This is a genomic window from Neorhizobium tomejilense (genome assembly GCF_964254135.1).
GTDB lineage: Bacteria > Pseudomonadota > Alphaproteobacteria > Rhizobiales > Rhizobiaceae > Neorhizobium > Neorhizobium tomejilense.
In genome coordinates this window covers 2,767,793-2,794,537 of record NZ_CAXUSO020000001.1, presented here as the reverse complement: position 1 = coordinate 2,794,537, position 26,745 = coordinate 2,767,793, and the positions used below count along the sequence as shown (strand labels likewise).

Below are 26,745 nucleotides of genomic sequence, written 5' to 3'. Positions count from 1 at the left end.
GATGGCGCTTGGCAAGAGCCGCCGTCGCGAGCGGGGCGTCGACTATTGGCCGGGTTTCGTGGATGCGCTGTCCACGCTGCTGCTCGCCATCATGTTCCTGCTTACCGTCTTCGTGCTGGCGCAGTTCCTGCTCAGCCGCGAAATCACCGGCCGTGACGAGGTGCTGAACCGGCTGAACAGCCAGATCGCCGAACTGACGGAGCTGCTGGCGCTCGAAAAGGGCAATAGCCAGGACGTCGAGGATCAGCTCGCCAACCTGCAGTCGTCGCTCGCCACGGCCGAGGCCGACCGCTCGCGCCTGCAGCAACTGCTCAGCCAGGGTGCCGGCAGCAGCGGCGCCGCCAATGCCCGCATCGGCGACCTCACCAACCAGCTCAATCAGGAACAGCAGCTGAGCGCCCGTGCCGCAAGTCAGGTGGAACTGCTCAACCAGCAGATCTCCGCGTTGCGAGCCCAGATCGCCGCCATCGAACAGGCGCTGCAGGCCTCGGAAGCCAAGGATGCTTCCTCGCAGGCGCAGATCTCCGATCTCGGCCGGCGCCTCAACGTCGCGCTGGCGCAGCGCGTCCAGGAACTGAACCGTTACCGCTCCGACTTCTTCGGCCGGCTGCGGGAGATCCTCTCCGACCGCGAGAACATCCGCATCGTCGGCGACCGCTTCGTCTTCCAGTCGGAAGTGCTTTTTCCGGTCGGCGGCAATGAACTCGACCCGGCCGGCCGGGTGGAGATGGACAAGCTTGCGGCGGCTCTTCTCGATCTCGCCAAGGAAATCCCGGCCGAGATCAACTGGGTGCTGCGTGTCGACGGGCATACGGACAACTCGCCGCTTACCGGCACCGGCCGCTACCGCGACAACTGGGAGCTTTCCTCGGCCCGCGCCACATCGGTGGTCAAATACCTGATTTCCAAGGGCGTGCCGGCCAACCGCCTCGTCGCAGCCGGCTTTGGCGAATTCCAGCCGCTCGCCCAGGGCGATACGCCGGACGCCCGCTCCCAGAACCGCCGCATCGAGCTGAAGCTCACCGAGCGGTAAATCCGGCCACGGGGAAGACTTAAGTGATGGCCGAAGACAAGCCGGATATGAGCGCGCTTCTGAAGGAGGTCGCGGAAAGCCCGAAGCGGGACAACAGCGCCTACCACAAGGCGATCGCCGAGGCGCGGCAGGCTTTTGAAGACGCCGAATCTGCTCTCGGCGGGCCGGTCGAGGTGCGGACCAAGACCAAGATGAAGCGCAACGGCGACTATGTGGTGAAGTGGACGTTCAGGCGCCTGGACTAGGCATTTCCGCCCCAATGGCATGGGTGCTCGACGTGAAGCCCAGCCGCATCAGGCCGCGACGCACTTCGGGCGCGTTCATGAACAGGCGCCACAGCAGGCCGGATCGATAATTTTCGATCATCGCGATGATTGGCCCTTGGTCGATCGCAAGATATGTGCCGGCCACCCAGCCTGTCTTCGGCACGAAGGCGTCGACGAAGCCGAATGCGCCGAGTAATTTGCCGTCGCCATACTGAAGCAATGCGCGCATGGCGCTTTCTGCTTCGGCGGGAAGGAAGGGGAAGCTCGACAGGGCGGCGGTCGGGGCGATGACGCCGCGATCAAATGTCGGCGAATGGGCGCCGTAACCTTGCGGCCCGTCGGAGGCGCTGAGGCCCCAGACCCCGGCATTGGCGTAATCGGGCACGGTCAGGCAGTAGTCGTGGTTGATGCGCGTATGTGCCACGGCCTGGTCGTGGTAGTTGCTGCAATAGCGATCGCTCAGGCCCCGCGGATCCAGCGCGCAGAACGAATAATGCGAGATGAACAGCGGCCCGCCATAGGGCTCGCCGAGCGGAAGCTCCGTTCCAAGATAGATCTCGCCGTTGAGCATGGCTCCGGACCGGGCCCAGCCGGCACGGTAACTCTTGGGGCTGATCGGATGGGTGTCGGAGCCGGCCGCCAGGACATAACAGGACAATGCCTCGTTCCAGCCGCGGATCGGCAAGTTCATGGCCCAGTCGTAGTTCGGGCTCCAATGCCAGTAGAGGGCTCCATCCTTACCGCGGGTGAACCAGTTCCACTCCACCTCGTCGTACAGTCGCGTGATATCCGCCCGCAATTTCTCTTCCCGAGAGGTCTCGCCGGCGAAATATTCCCGCGCGCAGATCAGGCCTTGCATCAGCAGCGTCGTTTCGACGAGATCGCCGCCGTCGTCGCGTCCGGAGAAGCGGATGACGTCGTTCGTCGAGCCGTCGATGAAATGCGCGAATGCCCCGCGGAAAGTTGGGGAATGCCTCAGATGATCGATGATGGTTGATATGCGTGCCAGTGCCTGCGAACGGCTAATCCACTGGCGTTCGCAGGCGACGATGATGGCTAGGACCCCAAAGCCGACGCCGCTGATCGACACCATATTCGGGGAAGGCGCGCCCGAGACGAAGCACTTGTCGAACGGCAGCCCCGATTCGGGATGGGCACCATCCCAGAAGAACCGGAAGGTCCGGGACTGTATCTTGTCCAGGCAATCGTCGAGCGACGGGTCGGGCGGCAGTTGACTGAAATTCATGACCTCGAGCTTCTGGCGGCAATGGTATCTGCGATACTGGTGGTTCTCTGGCGGTTCTGCAGTAGGTAGGCATTCGGCGCGCCCGGTTCACTTCTAGCTTGGACCCGAGCGAAACACGTTGGCGTGAATGGTCAGAGCGCGGCGGCGCTCTGCCGTTCGATGTCGTGGAACTGCAGGCGGGCGAGCTTGGCATAGAGGCCGCCCTCGGCGATCAGGCTCTGGTGGGTGCCTTCCTCGACGATCCGCCCGTCTTCCAGCACGAGGATGCGGTCGGCCTTCAGCACGGTCGCCAGCCGATGGGCGATGACCAGCGTGGTGCGGTTCTTCATCAGCCCGTCGAGCGCCTTCTGGACCAGCGTTTCGCTTTCCGCATCGAGCGCCGAGGTCGCTTCGTCGAGCAGCAGGACGGGGGCGTCTTTCAGGATGGCGCGGGCGATGGCGATGCGCTGGCGCTGGCCGCCGGAAAGGGTGATGCCCCGCTCGCCGGCCATGGTGTCGTAGCCGTTGTCCAGCTTCGAGATGAACTCGTCGGCCTGGGCGGCAATGGCCGCGGCACGGACCGCTTCGCGGCTGGCATCCGGAGCGCTGAAGGCGATGTTGTCGTGGATGGAGGCGGCGAAGATGGTCACGTCCTGAGGCACGATGGCGAGGCGGGAACGCAGTTCGGCGAGCCGTGCCTGGCGCAGGTCGAGGCCGTCGAGTTTCACCGATCCGGCGGAGGGATCGTAGAAGCGCAGCAGCAGCGAGAATATCGTGCTCTTGCCGGCGCCGGAGGGACCGACGATCGCCACCGTTTCCCCTGATCTCACCTTGAAGGAGAGCGAATTCAGCGTGATGGCGCTGACGCGGGCCGGATAGGCGAAGGAGACCTTTTCGAACTCGACCTCCCCACGCGGCGGGGAGGGGAGTGCGACCGGATTTACCGCGTCGCGAATGGCCGGGACTTCGTGCAGCAGTTCTGTCAGCCGCTCGGCGGCGCCGCCGGCCGACGAAAGCTCGCCCCAGACTTCCGAGAGCTGGCCGAGCGAGCTTGCGGCGATCACCGAATAGAGCACGAACTGGCCGAGCGTGCCGGCGGTCATGGTGCCGGCCAGAACGCTCTGGGCGCCATACCAGAGTACGCCGACGATGCTGCCGAAAACGAGGAGGATGCCGAAACCGGTCAGCAGCGCGCGAGCCTTGATGGCGGTGCGGGCGGCGTCATAGGCGCTTTCCACAGTGCTGCCATACCGGCCGTTTGCGGTCGTCTCGCCGCCAAAGGCCTGGACCGTGCGGGTGGCGCCGATCACTTCGGAGGCGAAGGCCGAGGTCTGGGCAAGCGTATCCTGGGCGGCGCGCGAACGCTTCCTGACCGAACGGCCAAAACCGACCAGGGGAAAGACGATCAGCGGGATGGCGCCGAGCACCAGCGCGGACAGCCGCGGGCTCGTATAGATCATCATGCCCATCGCGCCGAGGCAGAGGATGGTGTTGCGCAGCGCCTGGGAAGCTGCCGAACCGAAGGCGGACTTGATCTGGACCGTGTCGGCCGTCAGCCGCGAGACGATCTCGCCCGACTGGTTGACGTCGAAAAAGGAGGGCGACAGCGACGTCACATGTGAAAACACCTCGCGGCGCAGGTCGGCCACGACCCGCTCGCCGATGGTGATGACGTAATAGTAGCGCATGGCGCTGGCGACGGCGAGCAAGGAGGCCAGCGCCAGCAGCATGCCGAAATAGTTGTTGATGAAATGGCCATCGGAAGAGGCAAAACCGTGATCGACCATGCGGCGCACGGCAAGCGGCAGGGCAAGCGTGGTTGCGGCGGCGAGCACGAGGAAAACGATTGCCGCGGCGACCATCGAACGATAACGGGCAAGATAGGGAATGAGCCTTGCAAGCGGTCTCAGGGCTTTGCCCCTCGGCTGGTTTTCTCGGGCGTCTGCCACGTCATCTCCATAGGCTCGAAAGGCTCATTTCTCGGCCTTACGGGTACTTGTACTTCCGGTGACCTTCCTGTATAGGCTCCGCATCGAATTGGGAAGCCGTGACCAGACCGGTCTGCGGCTTCATTTATTAAAGAGGCCTCTCGCTCGCAATTGCGACAAATGGACCTCGCAAGAGCAGGAATATCGACATGAAGGCTGGCATCCATCCGCAGTATCACGTGATCAAAGTGGTCATGACCGACGGCACCGAATACGAAACCCGCTCTACCTGGGGTTCGGAAGGCGCTACCATGAACCTGGAAATCGACCCGAACTCGCATCCGGCCTGGACCGGCGGCAACCAGCAGATGCTGGACCGCGGCGGCCGCGTTTCCAAGTTCAACAAGCGTTTCGGCGGCCTCGGCCTCTAATACGCTTCTTGGCGCCAAGAGTTACGAAGAGCCTGGCGGACGCCGGGCTTTTTTCGTTTTGCGGTGTTTGACGGGGAGGAGCCGTTGAAAGAGCAATCCGATATTCCGGCCGCATCGCGGCGGATCGTGATCATGGGGAACGGCGGGTCCGGCAAGACTTGGCTGGCGCTAGAGCTGGCAGAGCCGCTTGGCCTGCAGCTCGTTCACCTCGACGACGTGCATTGGGAACCGGGTCGGTACGGGATTGCACGCGACCGGGCGGTCGTGCACGAGGATGTTCGGACGCTAGCAGCGGGTGAGGCTTGGCTGATTGAAGGCGTCTATGGCCGCTACGTTGATATCGCCCTGCCGAGGACGACGGCGCTGGTCTGGCTTGATCTCAGCGAAGACGAGTGTGTGGCGAATATCCTGCGCCGCGGCATTCAGGGCGGCGAGAGCCGGACCGCGTTCGACGGGCTGGTCAAATGGGTGTCGGAATACAGGCTTCGAAAGAACAACTGGAATTCGTTCGACGCTCACCTGAAGCTTTTCGAGAGCTTCTCAGGCCAGAAGGCGCGGCTGACGAACAGGGACGAGATTGATGCCTGTGCGGGGAGCCTTCTGCAGACATGAAGAAGCCGGCGCAACGTTTGCACCGGCTGTGATTGAAAAGCCTTGACGGCGATCAGTTGCCGAAGGCGGTGCGCAGCAGGTTGAGCTGGGCGCGGACGCTGTTTTCGTTGTCCGGCAGAACCGCCGGGTCGGCCGGGCGGTAGATCTCGCGGTCGAGAATGGCGACGCGGTTCTGGAGCCGCAGCGAACGTTCGACGAGGTCGCGGAAACCTTCCGGCAGGTCGAGCCAGCCCGGAGCGTTACGGTCGACGTTGAAGCCGTCGAGGCGGACCTTGCTCTTTTCCGACATGACCTGTTCGCGGCTCATTTCGCCGTTGTTGACGGCGCGCTGCAGAAGCAGCCAGGAGGCCATCTGCATGAGGCGGGTGGTCAGCCGCATGGACTCGGCCGCGTAGAGAACCGATGCCATGCGCGGTAGAACCTTCGAAGCGGCGCGGCCCGTACCGTCGAGATAGCTCGCGGTCTCCTCGACCAGCGACATACCTTCGGAGTAGAGCGCCTTGAACTGCGAAGACGCAGCGGCACGGCCTGCAAAACTTACGGTATTCAATCCCTGTTCGGACATCGAAATCATCCTGCTCAACGCAATCACATTCAGGCAATGACAACGGCGGATAAAAGTTCCCATGCCGTTCTGACTGACCTGAACATGATACTTATAATGGAAATCCGCAAGGCGTTTCTTAAGGAAAGGTTAATACCCACAAGAAGTGGTAAACAACGGCCATGTTCCTGAAATGAGACGCATTTTGGCGTCCAATACAGCAGTTTGTTTCTGTGGGAAAGCCGGTTGAAACCGGTGCCGGGAGGGTGTCGAAGGCAAAGAGCCTGAGCCGGGCCGGCGCCGCCCTAAAAAAGAAGAGCCGCGGAAAGGCGGCTCTCAAGGTAAAACAGGGAGAAATCAGACCATTCGCCGAATGGTGAAACTGTCTGAGTCCAGGAAACCTGAACGTCTCCATATTCTCCGATGATGATTAATATACTCTTAAAACCAAGGAGAAATACTTAAAGTTTCCGTTGGAGCCCGGCGTTCAGGAACGGAACAGACTGTCGGCCGCGCGCCGGCCTGCAGCCTTCGCCTCCTTCTCGGCCTCCAGCCGGGCGATCTCCTGCCGCAGCAGATCGATTCGCGATTCGAGCTCGTCCACGGACAGCATGGAGAGGTCGCTGCCGAGTTCGTGGGTGGTGGGTTTCTTCGGTCGTTCGTCGTCGATGAAGCTCATGATGCCTCCTTTCCGGCACTGGTTTCCGGCCTGACACTATCCGGCGTCGAGCCGCCGGTCTTGGCGCGCGGGTCGAGCGACAGGCTCTCGGGCGTGGCAAGCGGCGAGGTCGAGGCCGGCGCCGTCGTGTAGGCGTCGCGGTCGGCGATCGGAACCGGCGCCCGCTGGCGGCTGCGGATGATAGCATAGGCGGCCACCAGAAGATGCGCCCCGGTCGTCACCGCGAACAGTGCATGCGGGCCGGCCCAGGTCATCACCGGGCCGCCGAGCGTCGGACCGATGATCGTGCCGATGCCGTAGAGCAGAAGCAGGCCGCCGGAGACCTTCACGAAGTCCTCGGGGGCTGCGAAGTCGTTGGCGTGGGCGACGGCGATCGGGTAGAGCGCGTTGGCGGCCGCGCCGTAGATCGCCACCAGCACGACGATCTCATAGGTGCCGGAGGGTCGGGTTGCGACGATCGCCAGGCCCGCGAGGGCTGCCGCGGCCGAAAGGCCGGCAAGCACGTGGCGGCGGTCCATGCGGTCGGACAGCCGGCCCGCCGGAAACTGCATGATCGCGCCGGCGAAGAGCGTGATGCTGACCATCGCCGCCACCGCGCCCTGGTCGAGCCCGGCGCGCGTGCCGAAGACCGCGCCGAGCGTGCCGTAGGCGCCGTTGGCGACGCCGATCAGCAGGATGCCGATGCAGGAGATGGGCGAGTTGCGGAAGAGGCCGCGCAGATCGAGGCGGGCGCGCTTCAGCGGCTGCGGCGAGGCGGCCTTGGACAGCGTCGTCGGCAGCGCGGCAAGGCTGTAGAAAATACCGCAGATCATGAACAGCGTCGGCGTCGCGATATCCGCGAACGGCACCATCAACTGGCCGCCCACGACACCGAAAAGGGTGATCGAGATATAGAACGAAAAGATCGTTCCGCGGCTTTCGCTGGTGGCGCGTTCGTTCAGCCAGCTTTCGATGATCATCGATGTGCCGGCGGTGCAGAAGCCGGTGATGGCGCGCAGCACCAGCCAGGTATTCTGGTCGACCATCAGCCCGGTCAGCAGCACGTTGAGGCATATCAGCGACAGGAAACCGGAAAAGGCGCGGACATGGCCGATGCGGCGCACCACGTTGGGCGCCACGAAGCAACCGATGACGAAGCCGGAGGCCCATGTGGTGCCGAGCAGGCCGAGCACTTCGTTGGAATAACCTTCCTGAGCGCCCCGCACCGGCAGAAGCAGGCTCTGCAGGCCATTGCCGAGGAAGAGGAGAAGCGTACCGCAAAGGAGGGCGAGGATTGGAAGGAGGTTTCGTCTCATCTTTGCACTGTCAGCTCTTTGCGCGAATGCGATCAATCACGGCTCCGCAGGCAAGCATTGTTGCATGCTGATGAACCGGGCGTTAACGAAAGCGAAGCGGATTACCTTTTCCCCGAATCCCCTCCACATCTATCTGTGGTGGAGCGCAAAAATGTCCAGCCTATGGCGGATAAGATCGGCAAGACCAAATGACAAAGACAATCGCGGTTCTTCTGATCTTCGCCATGCTGGTCCAGATCATCAAGCCGCTCAACCTTCCCGGCTTGAGGCGCCGGGGCGACTTCTGGAAGCTGGCGATCGTCGCCTTCGCGGTCTGGAGTGCCGCGCTGATCCTGCGCGAATTCACCACGCTCTAGGTCACGCACTCATAAACTGAAGAGGCGTTCGACGAGGTTGCGGTAGCGATAGAACCTTGCTCTCGTCAAACTCGCTCAGCCAAAATCCGGATGCGCTTTACGAGCCGGTGAGCTATAAGGCGCCCCGGACGCTCGCAGAGGCGTTCAGGCAGGAGCCCGATGATGATCAAGATGAGCGTCTACTATCCGGCCGATGGCGGCTCGAAGTTCGATCACGACTACTACCGCACCCACCACATGCCACTGATCCAGGAACGGCTCGGCGATGCCTGCCTGCGCTACGAGATCGAGAAAGGCCTTGCGGGTCGCGAACCTGGAAGCGCGCCGGAGTTCGTCGCGGCGTGCCACGTCTACTCGCCGACCCTGGGGACATTCCAGGAGGCGTTCGATCCCCACCGCGCGGAGATCGTCGCGGACGTCGCCAACTATACGGACATCGTGCCCATCGTGCAGATCAGCGAAATCGTTGGAGGGTAGGGGCTTCGGTGCGTCAGGCGTAGCCGTTGAACTTTCCGGGGCCGGCGTAGCGCTGGCGCACCTGATCAAATCTGAATGCGCTTGATGAGTCGGTGACCTAAAGCTTCTTTTCGAACCAATGGTGGGCGTAGGGTTCCGCGTTGAACGGCGCGACTTCCTGGTAGCCCTCGCTGCGGTAGAGCGCCTGCGCTTCGTTGAGGGTGCGATTGGTCTCCAGGCGCAGCCGCGTCAGGCCAGCCTCGCGCGCCATTGCTTCCAGCGAACGCAGCATGCGGCGGCCGATGCCCAATCCCCGCGCCGTCGGGGCCGTCCACATCCGCTTCACCTCGCCCGATGCCCCGTCACTGATCTTGAGCGCTCCGCAGCCCTGAGGGGCGCCGTCGAGCCAGGCCACAAGGAAAAATCCGGACGGCGGCGTCATTTCCTCGGGACTAGCCGGATTACTCCGGGAAGGATCGAAGCCGACCTCGAAACGAGCCGAAAGTTCGGCAAAATACTGTTCCAGACACCATTGCGCCGCAGCGCTGGCCGGCGGCTCGAGCCTTACCTCCACCGCTCCGGCGCGAAGCAGGCGTTCAACTTCCGCCATGGCGTCGACCAAACGGTCGCGCTGGTGAGGGTCAAGGGGCCGGAGGAACGACATGGCGAGCTCATCCGAGAGGGCCTCGTAGGTCGCCCGCTCATTCAAGCCGTCGGGCGTCAGGGCCACGCGCCGAACCCTTCCGTCGCTCGCATCCGCACTCGTCCGGACAAGCCCCTGCGCTTCGAGCGAGCGCAACAGACGGCTGATGTGACCGGAGTCGAGTTTCAGCCGCTCGCGTAAGGCGCGCACATCGGTGCCGTCACGGATTTCATGCAGCAGCCGTGCTTCGCTGAGTGGACGGCCACGTTGCAGGTAGCTGTCTTCCAGCGCGCCGACATGCAGTGTGACGACCCGATTGAAGCGGCGAATCTGTTCGATCTGAACCTTGAACATTCTCTGACTTTAGTCAGATATTCGCCTGTTGTAAATCGCCACCGCCCATGAAACGGTTTCTAGACCTCGATCGAGCCGCGCATGACGGGCACGCAGCGGCCGGTGATGGTGACGTCGGTGACGGTTCCGGCCGCCTTCACCACATCGAGTTCGATGATGCTGCGGCGGCCCATCTCGACGCCCTGTTCTATTGTCAGATGCACCTTGGCATCCGTCTCCGGCGCACGCGTTACCAGGAAGGCGGAGAGGGCGGCAGAGGCGCTACCGGTCGCTGGGTCCTCCATGATGTCGTCGAGCGGCGCGAACATGCGGGCGCGGAGGTTCCAGGGTTCTTCCTGGCTGCGGACATAGAGGAAGATCGGAAAGTCGCCATCTGTACCCTGGTGTTTCGCGGCGGCCTTGCGGAAGGCCGTGATGTTCGGCCGGGCGGCGGCGAGAGCTTCGAGGCCATCGAGTTCGGCGATCGCGAAGGCGAGGCCGACCGAGGCGAAGACCGGCCCGTGGGCGGTGGTGCGCACATGTTTTGCATCGATCGAGATGCAGTCGGCAATCAGGTCCAACTCGATTTCGGCACCGATTTCCAGCGGTCTCGGTGCGCGGATCGTAGCGCCGATCACACCGGCCGCCTCCCGCAGCAGCCGGATTTCCACCAGGCCGGCGATTTCCTCGAACCGGAGCTTGTCAGTGACCGGCTTGCCGAACAGCTCGCGCCGCTGACCGAGCACGTAGGCGGTGCCGACATTGGGGTGACCGGCAAAGGGAATTTCCATCGTCGGGGTGAAGATGCGTACCCGCGCGCTGTTTTCAGGGTTTTCCGGCGGCAGGACGAAGGTGCTTTCGGCATAACCGAATTCGACCGCGATCTTCTGCATCTGCCGGTCGGTAAGCCCGCGCGCATCCGGCACCACGGCGAGCGGGTTGCCGGCGAAACGCTCGGTCGTGAAAACATCGACGGTGACGAAATCGGCGGTCGGCATGGCAAAACTCTCCGGATGCGATGCCGGATTTAAAGCCTCATCGACCTTCCTGACCAGCCAATGTTTTTGATCGCGGTCATCAACGGAATGAAAGCCGCCGGCGTCGTCGGCTCAGGTAAGGCCGTGGTCACGCATCGCCTTCTCCTCGTCGCCGGTGATATAGGCGAAGATCCTCGGATCGCCATCGGCGATCGTCACCAGGTAGAAGTTGGTGAACCGAACATTGCCGGCTTCGCCCGCCTTGTTGACGTAGGAGAAATCCCATCCGACTTCGGCAAGCGCGTGAAGATCGTTGAGGCAGGTGATCTTCACGCCGGTAATGTCCATCCGCTTGCCGCCGGCATCGCGATATCGGGCGAAGCCTTGCGGGATCACCTCGCGGAATGCCGCGTCATTGGCTCCACCGAACACCGCTTGCGGTGTCGAGCCGACGAAATAGGGCGCGAAGAACGCCGCGACGCCGGAGACATCCACCGACGCCGCGTCCTTCAGGGCGTCGTTGCTGGTCCGGCCGTATTCGTCGAAAAGCCTTCGGACCTTCTCTTCAATTTCCGTCATGGGCAACCTCCATCATGCAATGAACGTTGTTTTGCCCGTTCGGTTCACGTTCGCTTCAAGGTCGCAGCAAACAGAAAGGCCGCTCCGTTTCCGAAGCGGCCCTCTTCCTCCTCCTTGAAAAGGCGCTCCTCAAGCGGCCTTTTCGAGATCTTTCGCGTCAGGACTTGGTGACGCTTGCGGCGTAAATCTGATCGATGGTTGCGGCGAGGCTCGCATTGAATTCTGCGTCACTCATCGAGGCGCGGAGGTTTTCGGCCAGAGCGCGCGAGAAACTGGCGATCATGCCGTGGTTATGGCTGAGCTTTTCGCAGGCCTCCGCGGTGCTGTAGCCGCCGGAAAGGGCGACGACGCGGACGACCGATTTGTGGGCGGTCAAGGGAGCGTAGAAATCGGCGACCGTCGGGATCGTCAGCTTGAGCATGACGGTTTCGCCTGCGGGAAGCTTGTCGAGCTGCTGCGCGATCTCGTCGCGCAAGATCGCTTCAGCCTGTTCCTTTGTCGGGCTCTTGATGGAAACCTCGGGCTCGATGATCGGCATGAGGCCCTGGCCGATGATCTGACGGGCAACCTGGAACTGCTGCTCCACGACGGCAGCGATGCCGGCTTTGTCGGCATGGCCGATCACCGACCGCATCTTGGTCCCGAATATCCCCTTTTCACGACCGCGGATCAGGAGAGTATCCAGATCGGGCATCGGCTTCATCGTCTGGACGCCGTTTTCCTCGGCGTTGAGACCCTTGTCGACTTTGAGAAAGGGGACGACGCCGCGGTTTTCCCAGAGATAGGAGGGGACAGGCTCACCATCGACGTCGCCATCCATGGTTCGCTCGAACAGGATGGCGCCGAGAACCTTGTCGCCAGTAAAGGCGGGCGCGCTCATGATGCGGACGCGCATGGCGTGGATCAGGCGGAACATCTCGTCGTCGCCCTGATAGTCGGACTCGGACACGCCATAAAGACGCAATGCTCCGGGTGTTGAACCACCGCTTTGGTCCAGCGCCGCAATAAATCCGGGCGCAGAACTCATCTTGTTCAACATCTTCGCGTCCACCATACTACACTCCTGTCCCTAAGTTGGCGCAAAACGCGCTCGTCTCTCCCAAGCTGTCAGTCGCGGATAACAGAAGTTATTTTAAAGGGAAATCCTGCGGTAAGCTATTGAAACGATTGAAATGCTTTCAATCGTTTAAAACATCTAAAATTTTTTAAACCAGTTAACTCGGGAGCGCGCCGCCCTATATGGAACGCGCTCCCTTTCAGGAAACCGGCAGATCAGGCGGCCTTGATCAGCACCGAGACGCCGGGCAGATCCTTGCCCTCCATCCATTCCAGGAATGCGCCGCCGGCGGTCGAGACGTAGGAGAAGTCGTCGGCCGCACCTGCGTGGTTGAGGGCTGCGACCGTATCGCCGCCGCCTGCCACCGAGGTAAGCTTGCCGGCCCTGGTCTGCTCCGCCGCATGTTTGGCGGCAGCGACCGTCGCCTTGTCGAACGGCTCGATCTCGAAGGCGCCGAGCGGGCCGTTCCAGACCAGCGTCGAGGCCTTGGAGATCCATTCGTTGACGGCTGCCACCGACTTCGGCCCGACATCGAGCATCATGGCGTCAGCCGGGATCTTGTCGATATCGACCACTTCGTTGGCAGCACCTGCCTTGAACTCGCGGGCGACGACGCCGTCGACCGGCAGCACGATAGCGCAGTTGGAGGCTTCGGCTTCTGCCATGATCTTGCGGGCCGTGTCGGCAAGGTCGTGCTCGCAGAGCGACTTGCCGACATCGATGCCTTGTGCTGCGATGAACGTGTTGGCCATGCCGCCGCCGATCACCAGCGCGTCGACCCGTTTCACGAGGTTCTGAAGCAAGTCGATCTTGGTGGAGACCTTGGCGCCGCCGACGATTGCAACGACCGGGCGGGCCGGATTGCCGAGGCCCTTTTCGAGCGCTTCGAGTTCTTCCTGCATGGTGCGGCCGGCATAGGCGGGCAGGTGATGGGCAAGGCCCTCCGTCGAGGCATGGGCGCGGTGGGCGGCGGAGAAGGCGTCGTTGACGAAGATATCGCCGTTCTTGGCGAGCGCCTCGGTGAAGCCCGGGTCGTTCTTTTCCTCACCCTTGTGGAAACGGGTGTTTTCGAGCAGCAGGATATCGCCGTTCTTCATGCCGGCGATCGCCTGTTCGGCTTCCGGACCGATGCAATCGGAGGCGAAGAGGATCTTGTGGCCGAGGACCTGGTTGACGGCAGAGACGATCAGCGACAGCGACATGTCGGCGACAGGCTCGCCCTTGGGGCGGCCGAAATGGGCAAGCAGGATGACCTTGGCGCCCTTCTTCGAGAGTTCCAGAATGGTCGGGGCGACGCGCTCGATGCGGGTGGCGTCGGTGACCTTGCCGTCGGCAACGGGAACGTTGAGATCGACGCGCACGAGGACGCGCTTGGCTGCAATATCGGTGAGGTCGTCAAGGGTTTTGAAGGCCGGCATGATGCTAATCCATTTACTCGGAAAGTTCGTAGCGGACCTTACTATGCCTGACCGGTGACGCAAGACGATTGGTCGCAACCATTTCCATTCCGTCCGTCGCAGAGACGCTGCACGCCGATTCTACTGCGATCACGCAGCGGGTGGAGGATTTTATTTGAGCTTTCACCGCTCTATGCCGGCCCCTCGGGCGGCACGACGCCGGGCTTCACTGGCACGTTCTTGCCCCGGTATCTGCGGATCAGATCGCGGACGCGGTGGGCGATCTCGCGCATGTTTATGAAGATCGGCAGATTGGTCGCCGGCTCCACCGGCTCCAGCGAAATGCCGATGCTGCGGACATGTTCGTGCTCGTCCAGTTCGCGCACGATCAGGATGATCGAGCCGAAGCGGATACGGTCGGCATATTCCGCGCGGCCGCCGAGCCGCGAGGTGATCAGGTCGCCGATCGTCATGTTCTGCTCGTTTGCGGAGAGCAGGCCGGGGCCATAGGCGGCATCGAGCTCCTTGGCGGGCCCCGCCGGCGAGATCGCGAACGCGCCGAAAAATTCCGCGTCGTCCTCGTCGACCGGCACCTGGCTTGCGAAGATGCGGTCGAGCAGTTTCGAATAGGCGGGCGAGATGAACAGGTAGACCTGGTCGTTTTCCTTCAGCCGGCCGGCATATTGGTAACGCATGCTGCGGCCGTCGCGGATGACCAGCGACGGCATGGCCCAGCGGGGGATGCGCTCGCCCTGCAGGATCGGGCTGTCCTTCATGACGCGGTAGGAGATCAGTTCGTGATGGGCGGTGCCCGGCAGGTCGAGCTCGATCTTGTCGACGGCGCCGATGCGCGGCGGAATGATGAGGCCGAGCTTGTGGGCGACCGGCTTGATCGTCCAGCCCTGGACGAGGAGGGAGACCAGCACGATGATGAAAGTGACGTTGAAGAAGAGCTGGCCGTTCTCGACGCCGCTCAAGACCGGCATGATCGCAAGCAGGATGGAAACCGCGCCGCGCAGGCCGACCCAGGCGAGGAAGCTGGTCTCCTGCTGGGTGAAATCATAGGGCAGCAGGCTCAGCCACACCGCGATCGGCCGGGCGACGAAGATCAGGAAAAGCGCCAGCCCGATCGCCGGCACAAGGATGGCCGGGAATTGCGAGGGCGTGGCGAGCAGGCCGAGCACCAGGAACATGATGATCTGCGCAAGCCAGGTCAGCCCCTCGTTGAAGCGGATGATCTGGGGTTTGGCGAACATCTTGCGATTGCCGGAATAGATGCCGGCCACATAGACCGCCAGAAAACCGCTGCCGCCCACGGCGCCGGTGAAGGAAAAGACGAGCAGGGCGAGCGTCAGCACGAAGATCGGCGCCAGGCCCCGGTCGGAGGTGAAGCGGTTCAGCACCCAGACGATCATCATGCCGCCGAACAGGCCGCAGATGACGCCGAGCCCCATTTCCTCGACGAACAGGAAAAGGAAGTGCAGGTCGAGGCCGGAAAGGCCCTGGCCGGTCGCCAGCAGTTCGGCGAGCGCAATCGTCAGGAAGATCGCCATCGGATCGTTGGTGCCGGACTCGACCTCCAGCGTCGAGCGCACCTTGTCGCGGATGTTGATGCCGCTGACGCGCAGCAGGAAGAAGACCGCGGCGGCATCCGTCGAGGCGACGATCGATCCCAGCAGCAAGCCTTCGAGCCAGTTGAAGTTGAGAAGGATCATCGCGCCGAGGGCGAAGATGCCGGTCGTCAGCAGCACCCCGACCGACGCAAGCGTGATCGCCGGCGCCGCGGCAAGGCGGAACGAGTGGATGGGGGTCATGAAGCCGGAATCGAACAGCACGATCGCCAGCGCCAGCGAGCCCAGCATGAAGGTGAAGGAGTAGTTCTCGAATTGGATGCCGAGGCCGTCGACGCCGGCGAGCAGGCCGATCGACAGGAAGATCAGCAGCAGGGGAGCACCGAAGCGGAAGGCAAGGAGGCTCGAAAGGGCAGCCGCCAGCACCAGGACCGTGCCGACCAGCAGGACGATATAAAAAGCCTCCACCTAAAAGTCCCTTCCTTCGCACCTCTCGCCGACACCATCCCCGTCCGCAGCCCCGGAACGGAACTGTGCCACGCCGCAACGCGGCCATGCAAGAATGGGGCAGATCCCGGCCGAGGGCCAGGCGAATCGACTGATCGATTAGGCGGGAACAATTCCGGCAAGAGAAGGGCAGGGGATAAAAAAGACGGGCTGGTGCCTTGGTGCCGACGGCTTTTCAAAGATCGGAGAGCCCACACGAATGCGGAACCTCGTAGTAAAATAATAAGTATGGCTCCGCATTCGCGTGGCCTTCGGCGTTCTCTCGAGGCTTCCGGCCTCTACAGGTGATCCTCTCGCCTCGCTGCGTGGCTTCGTTCGCGATCTCCTTTCGGGAAACCTTGCCACTTGAACGGCTCAACCGAACCGGACATGGCTGTCCGGGGGAGGCTTGATAGGGAGACTTCATCTCCCATGGCTTTCACCTCTCCCACCATCGCCGCACGTTACGGTTCCGATGAAAGCGCCGGCTCCCGCCTGCCCGCGAACGTCTCGCGAAACACTCCGGCGGTGGGAGCGAGGGGATTGTAGGCATGGGTTGGAGGGGTGGGGAAATCGAGGGTGAAAAAAATTTGCCGGGGTTGAGGGCTTGGATCATTTGCGGTCTCAAGGAAAGAATTTCCGCAACGGATTTTTGGGCTCCAAGCGGACATAGAAGTTCAACTAATGGAAAGGCTGCTTAGCACTCTGGTGGTTCCGTACCCGAAGCGTAGAGGTTCCTTCTGTCGCGCTCGGAAGTAGAAAAATAATCTCTCCACAATTTTTGGAGAGATTTACTTATTGATGCAGCACTTTTTGTATTTTTTACTACTCCCACAGGAGCATAGATCGTTACGCCCCAGTTTCCTCTTAACAACCCCGGCAGAGAATGACTCGATTGGCATCGGGGGCTTCCTCGGCCATGCAGCTAATACCTTTTCCATCTCCGGATCAGCTTTCCACGAGCCGCTGAGTGCCAAAGCACCCAGGATTTCACCACTACCAGGACCAAGCCATAAGCCAAACCACGAGTCGGATTTCGTGTCGTATTTTCTGAGTCTGCAGTGTCTGAACAATGCGTCGCGGGCTGCCGGTTCAGGAAGCGAATTGACGTGAACTGTAAAACCGCTTTTCCCTTGCTCTGCCGGGACAGAGAAATCATGATTGAGGCCGTCCGTAGCAGCGATACGGAACATCTTTTTCAGCCCCTCATTAATATGGCTGGCCGTGATCGACCCGAGCTGCAGTAATAACATACCAAGCCCAACTAGTTCGGGTGTCGCAGCGGTCTCAATCTCCAGTAGCAACTTGCCGATTGGCGTGCCGTCGAAACGAGTGAGGATACCTTTGGGCGTTCTGGGACCGGGTAAGCCCAGTCTGCGTACCGACATCGCAACGTCGATGGAGCTGGTGAAGTCGTCTCCCAGATTCACCATGTCGTACGTCTTCTCAAGCCAGAGGTTGTGCTTCAGATGATACCCCAGTGTGGTTAATTCCTGGGAGACGAGCAACTGCCCGTCAAATTTCGATCTCAATGAAAGGTAATTGAGGAAGTGGAGGGGGGTATCTAGTATTTCCGATAGGACATCGATGAAGAATACGTCCGACACAATCGGATTTTGAATGACCTTCGTGATCCTAATTTTGAGAAACTGACGGGCTTGCGCCGACAGGGCAGGGTAATGATCCGACACAATACAAATCGGGAAAATGTGCGTTGGTTTAATGGGGAATTTCAACTCGTCTTTAGACCGTGAAACGAATTTGAAGCCGTCTCCCAATAGTGCATCGCTACATAACTGGCACTGGTCATAAGCGTCGTGGATAGCTTTTTTAAAGTCATCCTTTAATTGAAGGTCGTTTCCCTTTCTGGCTTCAATCGTCAACCTTTTTGATTTGGCTTGAACTACAATTGCCTGACTTCCGTAAATAACTAAGACGTCTGCTTCGGCAAATCGGTCTTTACCCTTGTAAATGTCAACGTTTGAAAAGACGTTTTCCGTTCCGAAAACTTTCGCAAGGCGGTTCGTTAGAAAATTCTCTGCAAACTCTCCCCGATTCTTCGATGCCGTTGCCCTATATGTCTTGTCTGCCACCATCCAGAAGAAAGGGGCCTCATATAAGGCTTCCAGCAGGCTGTAGTGTTGGAATAGGTAGTACGCGCCATCATCTGTCCTGATAATGGGAGCGGCATTCGTCTCATTGAAGTCACTCAAGCTCGCAAACGACGAGTTATCCTTAGGGGCCGCGAAACGAAAAGCGGTTATTACACGTTCAGTTTTCTCGGTCGAAAGAGCGGCTTCCGTCGCAAGCTCTTCGATACTGAAGGTAAAACCAGGTAAAAAAGTCCACTGGTCAGGCGGCAATGTGGCCATTGTTGCGCGGAGGTCGAGCGTCCGATCCAGCTGCAGTTTACCTAGCGCGTTAACGACGGTGCAGGCTTGGTCGATGGTGAAGCCAACATTTGCATCCAGCCAGGAATCGTCGGATTGGTATTTCTGCCGCGCCAATTCCTCATATTGAAAATTATAAGCTGATTCCCCTCCGTAGAAGATTGGTTCCCGCAATCCTTCTGCAGTGCTGAACGGGTCAATCGTTTTCGCTTTTTCAGGAGAGAGAGCCATCTTCTTGAATGCCGAGATCCACGGCTTCTGTAGGCTCATATGCATCTCGTGAAGAAGTGCCTCGGCCCTATCTATGTAATTCTGCAAGGTCTGTGGTGACGGTAGTGTGGTATCGATTTTGCTTTTTGCCATCAGGCCGATGAGCGTTGCGATCTCGGTACGAATGAGCTGCTCTTGCGAGTATTGATATTGAAGGTCGTTCTCAGTGATCTCATTTCCCGAAAAACCAATGAGATTGTCACGCCAGCAGAAGTAAGCAACTGCATGGATGAAACCTGGCGATACACACAGTAAACACAACTCATCAAAAACTTCGCCTTCAGTCCGCGCGTTAAGTGGAGTCATTTCTCTCTGGAACACGGTTGGATCGCCATCTATAGCTTGTGGAACGGATGCATCACTCTATCAGTGATGGTGAGTCGCTACGTGCCAATTTCGATTGAGGGCGAGCTTTTCAACCATTTGTAGATAGCCCCTCATGTCAGAACTGCTGTGCGTAAAGAGCGGCGTCCGCTGGCGACGTGCTCTCATCGAAGCCAGCATCGCCGCCACCGACACCCACAAATCAGCTGTGTCAGGCTTCAGATCAGCTTCGAAAACGCCACGGCCGTGTCGGCCATGCGGTTGGAGAAGCCCCATTCGTTGTCGTACCAGGTGAGGATGCGGACGAAATTGCCTTCGAGCACCCGAATGCATATATCGCCGCAGCGATCATCTCGTTTGGTCATGTTGCCGGCGCGCCTGCTCGATCGCATCCCGATTTGATTCTGCCCAGGTCATTAAGGCCATGACTGGGGCGCGAAGCGACTTGCCGACTGCAGTCAGCTCGTAATCCACGCGCGGAGGGATCGTCGGAAAGTGGGTGCGACTGATCAAACCGTCGCGTTCCAATTGACGAAGCGTAATGGTGAGCATCCGCTGCGAGATCCCGTCGATCTGCCGGCGCAATGCATTGAAGCGGACCGGCCCATCGTTCAGGGCCACGAAGATGTAAAGACTCCACTTATCGGCGATGCGATCGAGGATTTCCCGAACGGGAAGGCAGTCGGCTTCTTCGCTTGGGGTAGGAAACTCTATGTCACCGAGTGTCATGAATGTGCCTTCTTGCGAACGGTCAAATAGTTATCTTAATAGGGTTGGTCACAATTTTATACTACTCATTCTCCCAGGAGCCACCAATGACCAACATCCTCCTCGTTACCTCCAGCCCACGCGGTCCTCAGAGCCTTTCCACCCGATTTGCCCGTGACATCGCTGAAAGCCTCAGCGCCCGTTCTGCCGGCACAATTGTCGAACGTGATCTTGGAGCGGCACCTCTGCCGCATATCGCAACAGCCTATATCGACGGCCGCGTTGCACAGCCCGAGACACGTACGCCCGAACAGATCGAAGCCGTCAATCTCGCTCAAAGCCTCGTCGATGAGGTTCAGGCTGCCGACGTGATTGTCATTGGCTCGGGCATGATCAACTTCGGCCCGCCGACGCAGCTCAAGGCTTGGTTTGACTACATCACTTGGCCTGGCGTCACCTTTCGCTACGACGCAACCGGCGTGATGGGATTGTTGCCCGCCAAGAAAGTCTATCTCGTGACCGCAACCGGCGGCGTCTTTTCGGAAGGCAGGAACGCCCCGTTAGACTTCCAGACCACTTATCTCGTGCATCTTCTCGGTTTTATCGGACTGACGGATATCGAAGTGGTTCGCGTGGAAGGGACACTCCTCAGCCCGGACGCAGCCAAGGCTGCGATCGCCTCCACCGAAGCACAGATCCGGGCTGCATTGGAGCGTGCCGCCTGACCGGCAAACCCATCACCGACATACCGCAAACAAACAAAAACCTCCTCCCTTGCGGGAGGAGGTCCATATCTTGCCGATGCTGCCCGAAGACAGCTGTGTCAGGCTTCAGATGAGCTTTGAAAACGCGACCGACGTGTCGGCCATGCGGTTCGAGAAGCCCCATTCGTTGTCGTACCAGGTGAGGATGCGGACGAAGTTGCCTTCGAGCACCTTGGTCTGGTCGATCGCGAAGATCGACGAATGGCTGTCGTGGTTGAAGTCACGGCTGACGAGCGGTTCCTCGGTATAACCGAGGATGCCCTTCAGCGCGCCGTTGGAAGCGGCCTTGATCGCTTCGTTGACTTCGGCAACCGAGGTCGTCCTCTTGGCGACGAACTTGAAGTCGACGACCGAGACGTTCGGGGTCGGAACGCGGATCGAGGTGCCGTCGAGCTTGCCCTTCAGGTGCGGAAGCACCAGGCCGACAGCCTTTGCGGCGCCGGTGGAGGTCGGGATCATCGACAGCGCGGCTGCACGGGCGCGGTAGAGGTCCTTGTGCATCGTGTCGAGCGTCGGCTGGTCGCCCGTGTAGGAATGGATCGTGGTCATGAAGCCATGATCGATGCCGATCGCGTCGTCGAGGACCTTGACGACCGGAACCAGGCAGTTGGTGGTGCAGGACGCGTTGGAGATGACCAGGTGTTCCCGGGTCAGCTGATCGTGGTTGACGCCGAAGACGACGGTGAGGTCAGCGCCGTCGGCCGGGGCCGAGACGATGACGCGCTTGGCGCCGGCGGTCAGGTGCAGGGCGGCCTTGTCGCGGGCGGTGAAGATGCCCGTGCATTCGAGCGCGATATCGACGCCGAGTTCGCGGTGCGGCAGGGTCGCCGGGTCCTTGATCGCGGTCACCTTGATCGGCTTGCCGCCGCCGACGATGATCGTGTCGCCGCTGACTTCGACGCTTGCCGGGAACTTACCGTGGATCGAGTCGTAACGCAGCAGGTGGGCGTTGGTCTCGACCGGGCCGAGGTCGTTGATGGCAACGACCTCGATATCGGTGCGGCCGGATTCGACGATTGCTCGCAGCACGTTGCGGCCGATGCGGCCGAAACCGTTGATGGCAACCTTGACAGTCATTTCACATACTCCGCTTTTAGTTTGTCCTGGTAGTTCAGTTGGTTCAGGCGAGCTCTTTTTCGGCTGCGGCAACAACCGCTTCCGCGGTGATGCCGAAGTGCTTGAAGAGATCCTTGGCAGGGCCGGAGGCACCGAAGGACTTCATGCCGATGAAGGTGCCCTTCGGACCGATGAAGTGATCCCAGCCCTCGCGCACGCCGGCTTCGACGGCGATCTTGACCGGCGAGTTGCCGATCACCGCGGTCTGGTAGGATTCCGGCTGGTCGAAGAAGAGTTCGACGCAGGGGACGGAAACGACGCGCGTCGCAATGCCCTTGCCGTCGAGGACGCCTTGCGCCTTCAGCGCCAGTTCGACTTCCGAACCCGAGGCGAAGATCGTCACCTTGGCGTCGGCCGCGGAAACGAGTTCGTAGGCGCCCTGGGCGCAGAGGTTCTTCTCTTCGTAGGTCTTGCGGGCCGGTGCCAGGTTCTGGCGGGTGAGCGCCAGGCCGGACGGGCGGTGCTTTTCCTTGAGCGCCAGCTGCCAGCATTCGGCCGTCTCGGTCTCGTCGGCCGGGCGGAAGATCAAGAGGTTCGGGATGGCGCGCAGCGCTGCGACCTGCTCGACCGGCTGGTGGGTCGGGCCGTCTTCGCCGACACCGATCGAATCATGCGTCCAGACGTGCACGACGCGGATGCCCATCAGGGCTGCGAGGCGGACGGACGGACGGCAGTAATCCGAGAAGATCAGGAAGCCGCCGGAATAGGGGATCAGGCCGCCATGCAGCGAGATGCCGTTCATGGCCGCGGCCATCGCATGTTCGCGGATGCCCCAGTGCATATAGCGGCCGGAGAAGTCGGTCGGGGTGATCGACTTCATCTGGCTGGTCTTGGTGTTGTTCGACGGCGTCAGGTCGGCCGAGCCGCCGAGCGTTTCGATGACGATGCCGTTGATGACTTCGAGCGCGTCCTCGGACGCCTTGCGGGTCGCGACGGTCGGGTTGTTCTCGGCGATCTTTTTCTTGAAGGCGTCGATGGCGCTGTCGAAATTGCCCGGCAGGTCGCCGGCGAAGCGGCGCACGAATTCGGCCTTCTTGCCGGTTTCGGTCGAAGCCAGACGATCCTCCCAGTCCTTGCGGGTCTTGGTGGAGCGCAGGCCTGCGAGGCGCCATGCATCGAGAACGTCGGCCGGAACGCTGAAGGCTTCCGCCTCCCAGTTCAGCGCCTTGCGGGCTGCCGCGATTTCCTCGGCGCCGAGCGGCGAACCGTGGACCTTGTGGGTGCCCTGCTTGTTCGGGGCGCCGAAGCCGATGATGGTCTTGGCTGCGATGAAGGTCGGGCGGTCGGACTTCTGGGCGGCTTCGATCGCCGCCGAAATCTGGTCGACGTCATGGCCGTCGATCTCGATCGTGTTCCAGTGGGCGGACTTGAAGCGCATCACCTGGTCGGTCGAGTCCGACAGCGAGACGGCGCCGTCGATGGTGATCGAGTTGTTGTCCCAGAAGAGTACGAGCTTGTTGAGCTTCAGGTGGCCGGCAAGCGCGATCGCTTCCTGGCTGATGCCTTCCATCAGGCAGCCGTCGCCGCACAGCGCGTAGGTGAAATGGTTCTGCAGGTCGGAACCGAATTCCTCTTCCAGCTTGCGCTCGGCGATCGCCATGCCGACGGCATTGGCAATGCCCTGGCCGAGCGGGCCGGTGGTCGTCTCGATGCCCGACGCATGGCCGTATTCCGGATGGCCGGCGGTCTTGGAGCCGAGCTGGCGGAACTGCTTGAGGTCCTCCATCGTCATGTCCTCGTAACCGGTGAGGAACAGGAGCGAATAAAGGAGCATGGAACCGTGGCCGGCGGACAGCACGAAACGGTCGCGGTCCGGCCAGAGCGGGTTCTTCGGATCGAATTTCAAAAAGCGGGTAAAGAGGACGGTCGCGATATCGGCAGCGCCCATCGGCAGGCCGGGATGGCCGGAATTGGCCTTCTCTACAGCATCCATGGCAAGAAATCGGATCGCGTTCGCCATCCGGTTATGTTTGTCGAGAGAGGTCATGGCTAATCCGCTTTTTACGGGTGTCGGTCACGGTCCGCGCGGGACCACTTGAAGGGCGGCCCAGGGACCACCTAAGAGCGGGTGATCCTTAGCAGGTGCAACGCGCAAGTCAACAAAAGCGCCGCCTTTACGAGCGGGTGATGACGAACTTTCCTGCAGCTGCCCGAATTGCGTGCAGCATGTGGGCAGCATGTGGCGAGAGGCAAAAACATAGGTGACGATCCACAGTTAGGACACGTTTGAAGGGCCTGGATTGATTGACCGGCTTGCGGGCGGTGAATAGTCTTCCGCCCTTGTTGGAGAGGCCGATCGCATCGATTCGGCGCATTTCGCGTATCGACAGGAAGCTTCGCATGCCGTCGGAAAAGACGATCGACATGGTGATTTCGGAACTCAGGGCGGCGATCGGCGGTCTGGAGAGCGCCGTCGATGCGCGTATCGAGCGCCAGCGTGAAACCCAGGACGTAGAAGGCGAGGTTCGCCGCGTGCATGCGGACCGGGCACGGCTGGCGCAGGAACTCGACCAGTCGCAATTCCGCGCCAATCGACTGGAAGAAGTCAACCGTGAGGTCTCCCGGCGCCTGGTGACGGCGATGGAAACCATCCGCGCCGTGCTCGACCGCTGATACAGGATCAAGAGGGAACGCCATGGCCCAGGTAACGGTAATGATCGACGGCAAGGCCTATCGCATGGCCTGCGAGGAAGGTCAGGAAGACCACCTGACCGAACTCGCCGACCGGTTCGACCGTTACGTCGGCCACCTCAAGGGCCAGTTCGGCGAGATCGGCGATCTGCGCATCACCGTCATGGCCGGCATCATGATCATGGACGAGCTTTCGGAGATGACGCGCAAGCTCGGCCTGCTCGAGGCGGAGGTCACATCGCTCAAGTCCAACCGCGACGGCGCGCTCGAAACCCAGCAACGCAACGAGCAGCTGGTGGTCTCGGCGCTCGGCGAGCTTGCCTCGCGGTTAGATGGCTTGACCGCCAAGCTCAACGGCCGGATGCCGGCGCAGGTGAACTGATCCAAGGTCGATAATAAAGGTTTTCCGCCACTGGTGCGGACCGACAATCGAACATATATTGGCAACGCGGTCTGCGCCTCACGACAGGAACCACAATCCCTGGGGCCATACTCGATCCAAAGGGAGCTGTCCCTGGCCAGGCCCGTGGGCTTGGACACACGGCGCCCACCTACGTTTGTAGGCACCCAGGATCGTAAACATCCATCGGTTGCCGTGGATCGCGCTTATTCTTCCTCCGATTTCAGGCGTTACCCGATCAGCCGCCTTCGTGCTGGCGGATTATATTTAAGAAAATTCTAATTTATTTACCATGCCGCGGACTTGGCCCGATCTGATCGCGGTTTGGACGAGGCCCTTAATCCTCTTTTCAAACGACGGCTTTATCGTCCCGGCATGCGTATCAACGAGATCACCAACTGGGCCTATGGCGTCACGGTCGTCCTGACCGTGTTGTCGGGCACTGCCTTCATCCTGTCTGCCGGGAGCGCCAATCAGGAGCGGATCGCCGTCGAGGAGCACCTTTCCCTCGATGAGCTTTCCGAACAGCTGGCGCTCGGCGCGGAAGAGCGTACCGATGAAGCGCGGCTTTATGTGATGCGCGGTCAGGACCGGCATCTGAAGGCCTTCCACGACAAGGAGGCCGAAGAGCAGAGGCTCGAAGAGGCGATCAAGGACATCAAGGCGCTCGGCGCCTCCGATGCCGAGCTTGCCGCGCTGGTCGAGGTGGGGCAGGACGCAGAGGCTCTCGACCAGCTCGAGAACGCCGCCATCATCGCTTACCAGAACGGCGACCGGGCCGGGGCGCAGGAGGCGTTGTTCGGCCCGGAGCATGACCGCCTGCAGACCGGGCTGCTCGAAACCGTCACTCGGTTCCGGGAATTGGTAAAGGCGCGCACCGAGACTGCGGTCGCGCTTGCGCAGTCTCGCAGCGACTGGTGGGGTCTTGCGGCAAAGACGATGCTTGCCGTCACCGCAGCACTTTTCCTCGGCGTCCTCTATTTCGTGCTCAAGCGCCGCGTCGCCATGCCGCTCACCCGCATGACCGGCATCGTCACCCGGCTTGCCCGCCAGGACTATGCCGTCGAAGTGCCGCTCGACCGCCGGCGGGACGAGATCGGCGAGATGAACCAGGCAATCCACATCTTCCGCGAAAACGGGCTGGAGCGGGACCGTCTCGATGCCGAACGACGCGCAGACCAGCTGACCAAGGACTTCATCCTGCAGATGATGCACCGTCTGCAGGCCTGCCAGACGCAGGGCGAGCTGGCGGACGTCGTCTCGCGCTTTGCGCCGCAGATATTCCCGAACCTCGCGGGCCAGCTCTATGTACTGAACGACAGCCGAACGATGCTCACCGAGATCGGCTCCTGGCTCGACCCGCAGCTTTCGGCCACGTCCTTCCCGACCGGCGCCTGCTGGGGATTGCGCCGCGGGCGGCCGCACCTGAGCAATCACGGCCACGGCGACATTCCCTGCCAGCATCTCGGAGAAAGCGACGTCGCCGGGCTCTGCATCCCTCTGACGGCGCAGGGGGATACGATCGGCCTTCTTTATTTCGAAGAGCGACCGGATCATGACATGGCGGCGGAAAGCTCCCGTCTCTATCTCGAACTGATCGCCGAGAATATCGGCCTTGCGGTAGCCAACCTGCAGCTCCGCGATAGGCTGACGAACCTTGCGGTGCGAGACGCGCTGACCGGCCTGCTCAACCGTCGCCGCCTCGACGAGACGCTGGCCCGCCATGGGCGCGACCTTCCGGACCGGCCGCTTGCCTGCCTGATGTTGGATATCGACCGGTTCAAGCGCTTCAACGACGAGTTCGGGCACGATTCGGGCGACATCGTCATGCAGTACGTGGCGCAGATGATGCTCGACGCCGTCGGGGAGGCAGGGACCTGCCATCGTTTCGGCGGCGAGGAATTCACGATACTCCTGCCGGATGCGACGGAGACCGCCGCCTTCGCACTTGCCGAACGCCTGCGGCAGAAGATCGCGACCACGCCGCTTTCGCATGGCGGGCGCATCCTCGGCCTCGTCTCCGTTTCGATCGGCGTCGCCGGCTCGCCGGTCGGGGGGCCGGTATCGACGCTCGTCACGCGGGCGGACGCGGCACTCCTCGAAGCCAAGGCCGGCGGGCGGAACCAGACCGTGCTTGCGGGCGCGGTGAAGCTCGCGGATCAGGCCAGCCGCAATTCGGCTTGAACGGATCGGCGAACAAAACCGCCGTGATCGACGCCGGCTCCGGATCGACCATTCTCCGGCCTTTGCTTGACAACGCGCGAAGGACTCCCA

At 61.1% G+C, this 26,745-nt stretch carries 25 protein-coding genes, 1 other RNA gene and 1 pseudogene; 11 read left to right on the top strand and 16 right to left on the bottom strand.

Features of this window, described 5'->3' with window-relative positions; all coding sequences use genetic code 11:
• Position 1 precedes the first annotated feature (1 nt).
• Positions 2-1,033, top strand: coding sequence for a peptidoglycan -binding protein (locus ACSQ3G_RS14280; RefSeq protein WP_105438005.1), 1,032 nt, complete (start codon positions 2-4; stop codon positions 1,031-1,033).
• Between the two features lie 26 nt (positions 1,034-1,059).
• On the top strand, positions 1,060-1,278 hold the full coding sequence (locus ACSQ3G_RS14275) for a hypothetical protein (RefSeq protein ID WP_436110501.1): 219 nt from the start codon (positions 1,060-1,062) through the stop codon (positions 1,276-1,278).
• Here the strand turns inward: ACSQ3G_RS14275 and ACSQ3G_RS14270 are convergent.
• Complete coding sequence (locus ACSQ3G_RS14270) at positions 1,262-2,545, bottom strand: glucoamylase family protein (RefSeq protein WP_436110500.1); 1,284 nt, start codon at positions 2,543-2,545, stop codon at positions 1,262-1,264. The genes ACSQ3G_RS14275 and ACSQ3G_RS14270 overlap by 17 nt on opposite strands.
• Before the next feature lie 131 nt (positions 2,546-2,676).
• The gene (locus ACSQ3G_RS14265; RefSeq protein WP_436110499.1) at positions 2,677-4,473 is read right to left on the bottom strand and encodes an ABC transporter transmembrane domain-containing protein; all 1,797 of its coding nucleotides are present in this window, start codon (positions 4,471-4,473) and stop codon (positions 2,677-2,679) included.
• 188 nt (positions 4,474-4,661) lie between these two features.
• Here ACSQ3G_RS14265 and rpmE point away from each other — a divergent pair, with 188 nt between their 5' ends.
• Together rpmE and ACSQ3G_RS14255 are read left to right on the top strand one after the other, a co-directional pair.
• The gene (gene rpmE, locus ACSQ3G_RS14260; protein ID WP_038589408.1) at positions 4,662-4,883 is read left to right on the top strand and encodes a 50S ribosomal protein L31; all 222 of its coding nucleotides are present in this window, start codon (positions 4,662-4,664) and stop codon (positions 4,881-4,883) included.
• A gap of 132 nt (positions 4,884-5,015) precedes the next feature.
• Positions 5,016-5,495, top strand: a complete 480-nt coding sequence (locus ACSQ3G_RS14255) for a P-loop NTPase family protein (RefSeq protein WP_436111716.1) — start codon at positions 5,016-5,018, stop codon at positions 5,493-5,495.
• 52 nt (positions 5,496-5,547) lie between these two features.
• On the opposite strand, the gene rcdA is transcribed toward ACSQ3G_RS14255, so the two are convergent.
• The 3 genes from rcdA to ACSQ3G_RS14240 all read right to left on the bottom strand — a co-directional run bounded on the left by rcdA (position 5,548) and on the right by ACSQ3G_RS14240 (position 8,013).
• Positions 5,548-6,060 (bottom strand): protease adaptor protein RcdA, encoded by a 513-nt coding sequence (gene rcdA / locus ACSQ3G_RS14250; protein WP_037077074.1) that lies wholly within the window; start codon positions 6,058-6,060, stop codon positions 5,548-5,550.
• A gap of 466 nt (positions 6,061-6,526) precedes the next feature.
• A complete protein-coding gene (locus ACSQ3G_RS14245) occupies positions 6,527-6,718 on the bottom strand; it encodes a DUF1192 domain-containing protein (protein ID WP_105427774.1) in 192 nt (63 codons plus the stop codon).
• Positions 6,715-8,013, bottom strand: a complete 1,299-nt coding sequence (locus ACSQ3G_RS14240; protein WP_436110498.1) for an MFS transporter — start codon at positions 8,011-8,013, stop codon at positions 6,715-6,717. Before ACSQ3G_RS14240 ends, ACSQ3G_RS14245 begins: the two co-directional genes overlap by 4 nt.
• Before the next feature lie 188 nt (positions 8,014-8,201).
• Between ACSQ3G_RS14240 and ACSQ3G_RS14235 the strand changes: the two genes are divergently transcribed.
• Together ACSQ3G_RS14235 and ACSQ3G_RS14230 are read left to right on the top strand one after the other, a co-directional pair.
• Positions 8,202-8,369 (top strand): hypothetical protein, encoded by a 168-nt coding sequence (locus ACSQ3G_RS14235; protein ID WP_172716904.1) that lies wholly within the window; start codon positions 8,202-8,204, stop codon positions 8,367-8,369.
• A 162-nt stretch (positions 8,370-8,531) separates the two neighbouring features.
• Entirely contained in the window at positions 8,532-8,846 is a 315-nt protein-coding gene (locus ACSQ3G_RS14230) for an EthD family reductase (RefSeq protein ID WP_436110497.1), read from the top strand.
• Positions 8,847-8,943: 97 nt separating this feature from the next.
• Here the strand turns inward: ACSQ3G_RS14230 and ACSQ3G_RS14225 are convergent, their stop codons facing one another.
• From ACSQ3G_RS14225 to ACSQ3G_RS14185, 9 genes and pseudogenes are all read right to left on the bottom strand, one after another.
• Entirely contained in the window at positions 8,944-9,822 is an 879-nt protein-coding gene (locus tag ACSQ3G_RS14225) for a bifunctional helix-turn-helix transcriptional regulator/GNAT family N-acetyltransferase (RefSeq protein ID WP_436110496.1), read from the bottom strand.
• 59 nt (positions 9,823-9,881) lie between these two features.
• Positions 9,882-10,799 carry a PhzF family phenazine biosynthesis protein gene (locus tag ACSQ3G_RS14220; RefSeq protein WP_436110495.1) on the bottom strand — a complete coding sequence of 306 codons (918 nt, stop codon included), beginning with the start codon at positions 10,797-10,799 and terminating at the stop codon, positions 9,882-9,884.
• Between the two features lie 111 nt (positions 10,800-10,910).
• Positions 10,911-11,357, bottom strand: coding sequence for a DUF6841 family protein (locus ACSQ3G_RS14215; protein WP_436110494.1), 447 nt, complete (start codon positions 11,355-11,357; stop codon positions 10,911-10,913).
• Between the two features lie 157 nt (positions 11,358-11,514).
• Complete coding sequence (locus ACSQ3G_RS14210; RefSeq protein ID WP_436110493.1) at positions 11,515-12,411, bottom strand: fructose bisphosphate aldolase; 897 nt, start codon at positions 12,409-12,411, stop codon at positions 11,515-11,517.
• 218 nt (positions 12,412-12,629) lie between these two features.
• Positions 12,630-13,832 carry a phosphoglycerate kinase gene (locus ACSQ3G_RS14205; RefSeq protein ID WP_105400218.1) on the bottom strand — a complete coding sequence of 401 codons (1,203 nt, stop codon included), beginning with the start codon at positions 13,830-13,832 and terminating at the stop codon, positions 12,630-12,632.
• A gap of 170 nt (positions 13,833-14,002) precedes the next feature.
• Positions 14,003-15,850, bottom strand: a complete 1,848-nt coding sequence (locus tag ACSQ3G_RS14200) for a potassium/proton antiporter (RefSeq protein ID WP_436110492.1) — start codon at positions 15,848-15,850, stop codon at positions 14,003-14,005.
• A gap of 809 nt (positions 15,851-16,659) precedes the next feature.
• Entirely contained in the window at positions 16,660-18,849 is a 2,190-nt protein-coding gene (locus tag ACSQ3G_RS14195) for a nuclease-related domain-containing protein (RefSeq protein ID WP_436110491.1), read from the bottom strand.
• Positions 18,850-19,070: 221 nt separating this feature from the next.
• Positions 19,071-19,178, bottom strand: a pseudogene (locus ACSQ3G_RS14190) (erythrose-4-phosphate dehydrogenase); the annotation flags it as partial.
• A gap of 22 nt (positions 19,179-19,200) precedes the next feature.
• The gene (locus ACSQ3G_RS14185; RefSeq protein WP_436110490.1) at positions 19,201-19,581 is read right to left on the bottom strand and encodes a winged helix-turn-helix transcriptional regulator; all 381 of its coding nucleotides are present in this window, start codon (positions 19,579-19,581) and stop codon (positions 19,201-19,203) included.
• An 86-nt stretch (positions 19,582-19,667) separates the two neighbouring features.
• On the opposite strand from ACSQ3G_RS14185, the gene ACSQ3G_RS14180 reads away from it, so the two are divergent.
• Complete coding sequence (locus ACSQ3G_RS14180) at positions 19,668-20,285, top strand: FMN-dependent NADH-azoreductase (RefSeq protein ID WP_436110489.1); 618 nt, start codon at positions 19,668-19,670, stop codon at positions 20,283-20,285.
• A gap of 105 nt (positions 20,286-20,390) precedes the next feature.
• Here the strand turns inward: ACSQ3G_RS14180 and gap are convergent, their stop codons facing one another.
• Together gap and tkt are read right to left on the bottom strand one after the other, a co-directional pair.
• The gene (gap, locus tag ACSQ3G_RS14175; protein ID WP_436110488.1) at positions 20,391-21,401 is read right to left on the bottom strand and encodes a type I glyceraldehyde-3-phosphate dehydrogenase; all 1,011 of its coding nucleotides are present in this window, start codon (positions 21,399-21,401) and stop codon (positions 20,391-20,393) included.
• 43 nt (positions 21,402-21,444) lie between these two features.
• Entirely contained in the window at positions 21,445-23,427 is a 1,983-nt protein-coding gene (gene tkt / locus ACSQ3G_RS14170) for a transketolase (protein ID WP_436110487.1), read from the bottom strand.
• Positions 23,428-23,780: 353 nt separating this feature from the next.
• Here tkt and ACSQ3G_RS14165 point away from each other — a divergent pair, with 353 nt between their 5' ends.
• The 4 genes from ACSQ3G_RS14165 (at position 23,781) to ACSQ3G_RS14150 (ending at position 26,655) form a co-directional block, all read left to right on the top strand.
• The gene (locus ACSQ3G_RS14165; RefSeq protein ID WP_038589375.1) at positions 23,781-24,053 is read left to right on the top strand and encodes a DUF4164 domain-containing protein; all 273 of its coding nucleotides are present in this window, start codon (positions 23,781-23,783) and stop codon (positions 24,051-24,053) included.
• Between the two features lie 22 nt (positions 24,054-24,075).
• Positions 24,076-24,453, top strand: a complete 378-nt coding sequence (locus ACSQ3G_RS14160) for a cell division protein ZapA (protein ID WP_436110486.1) — start codon at positions 24,076-24,078, stop codon at positions 24,451-24,453.
• A 65-nt stretch (positions 24,454-24,518) separates the two neighbouring features.
• Positions 24,519-24,677, top strand: a non-coding RNA gene (gene ssrS, locus ACSQ3G_RS14155) — 6S RNA.
• A gap of 169 nt (positions 24,678-24,846) precedes the next feature.
• Entirely contained in the window at positions 24,847-26,655 is a 1,809-nt protein-coding gene (locus ACSQ3G_RS14150) for a diguanylate cyclase (RefSeq protein ID WP_436110485.1), read from the top strand.
• Positions 26,656-26,745: the final 90 nt, after the last annotated feature.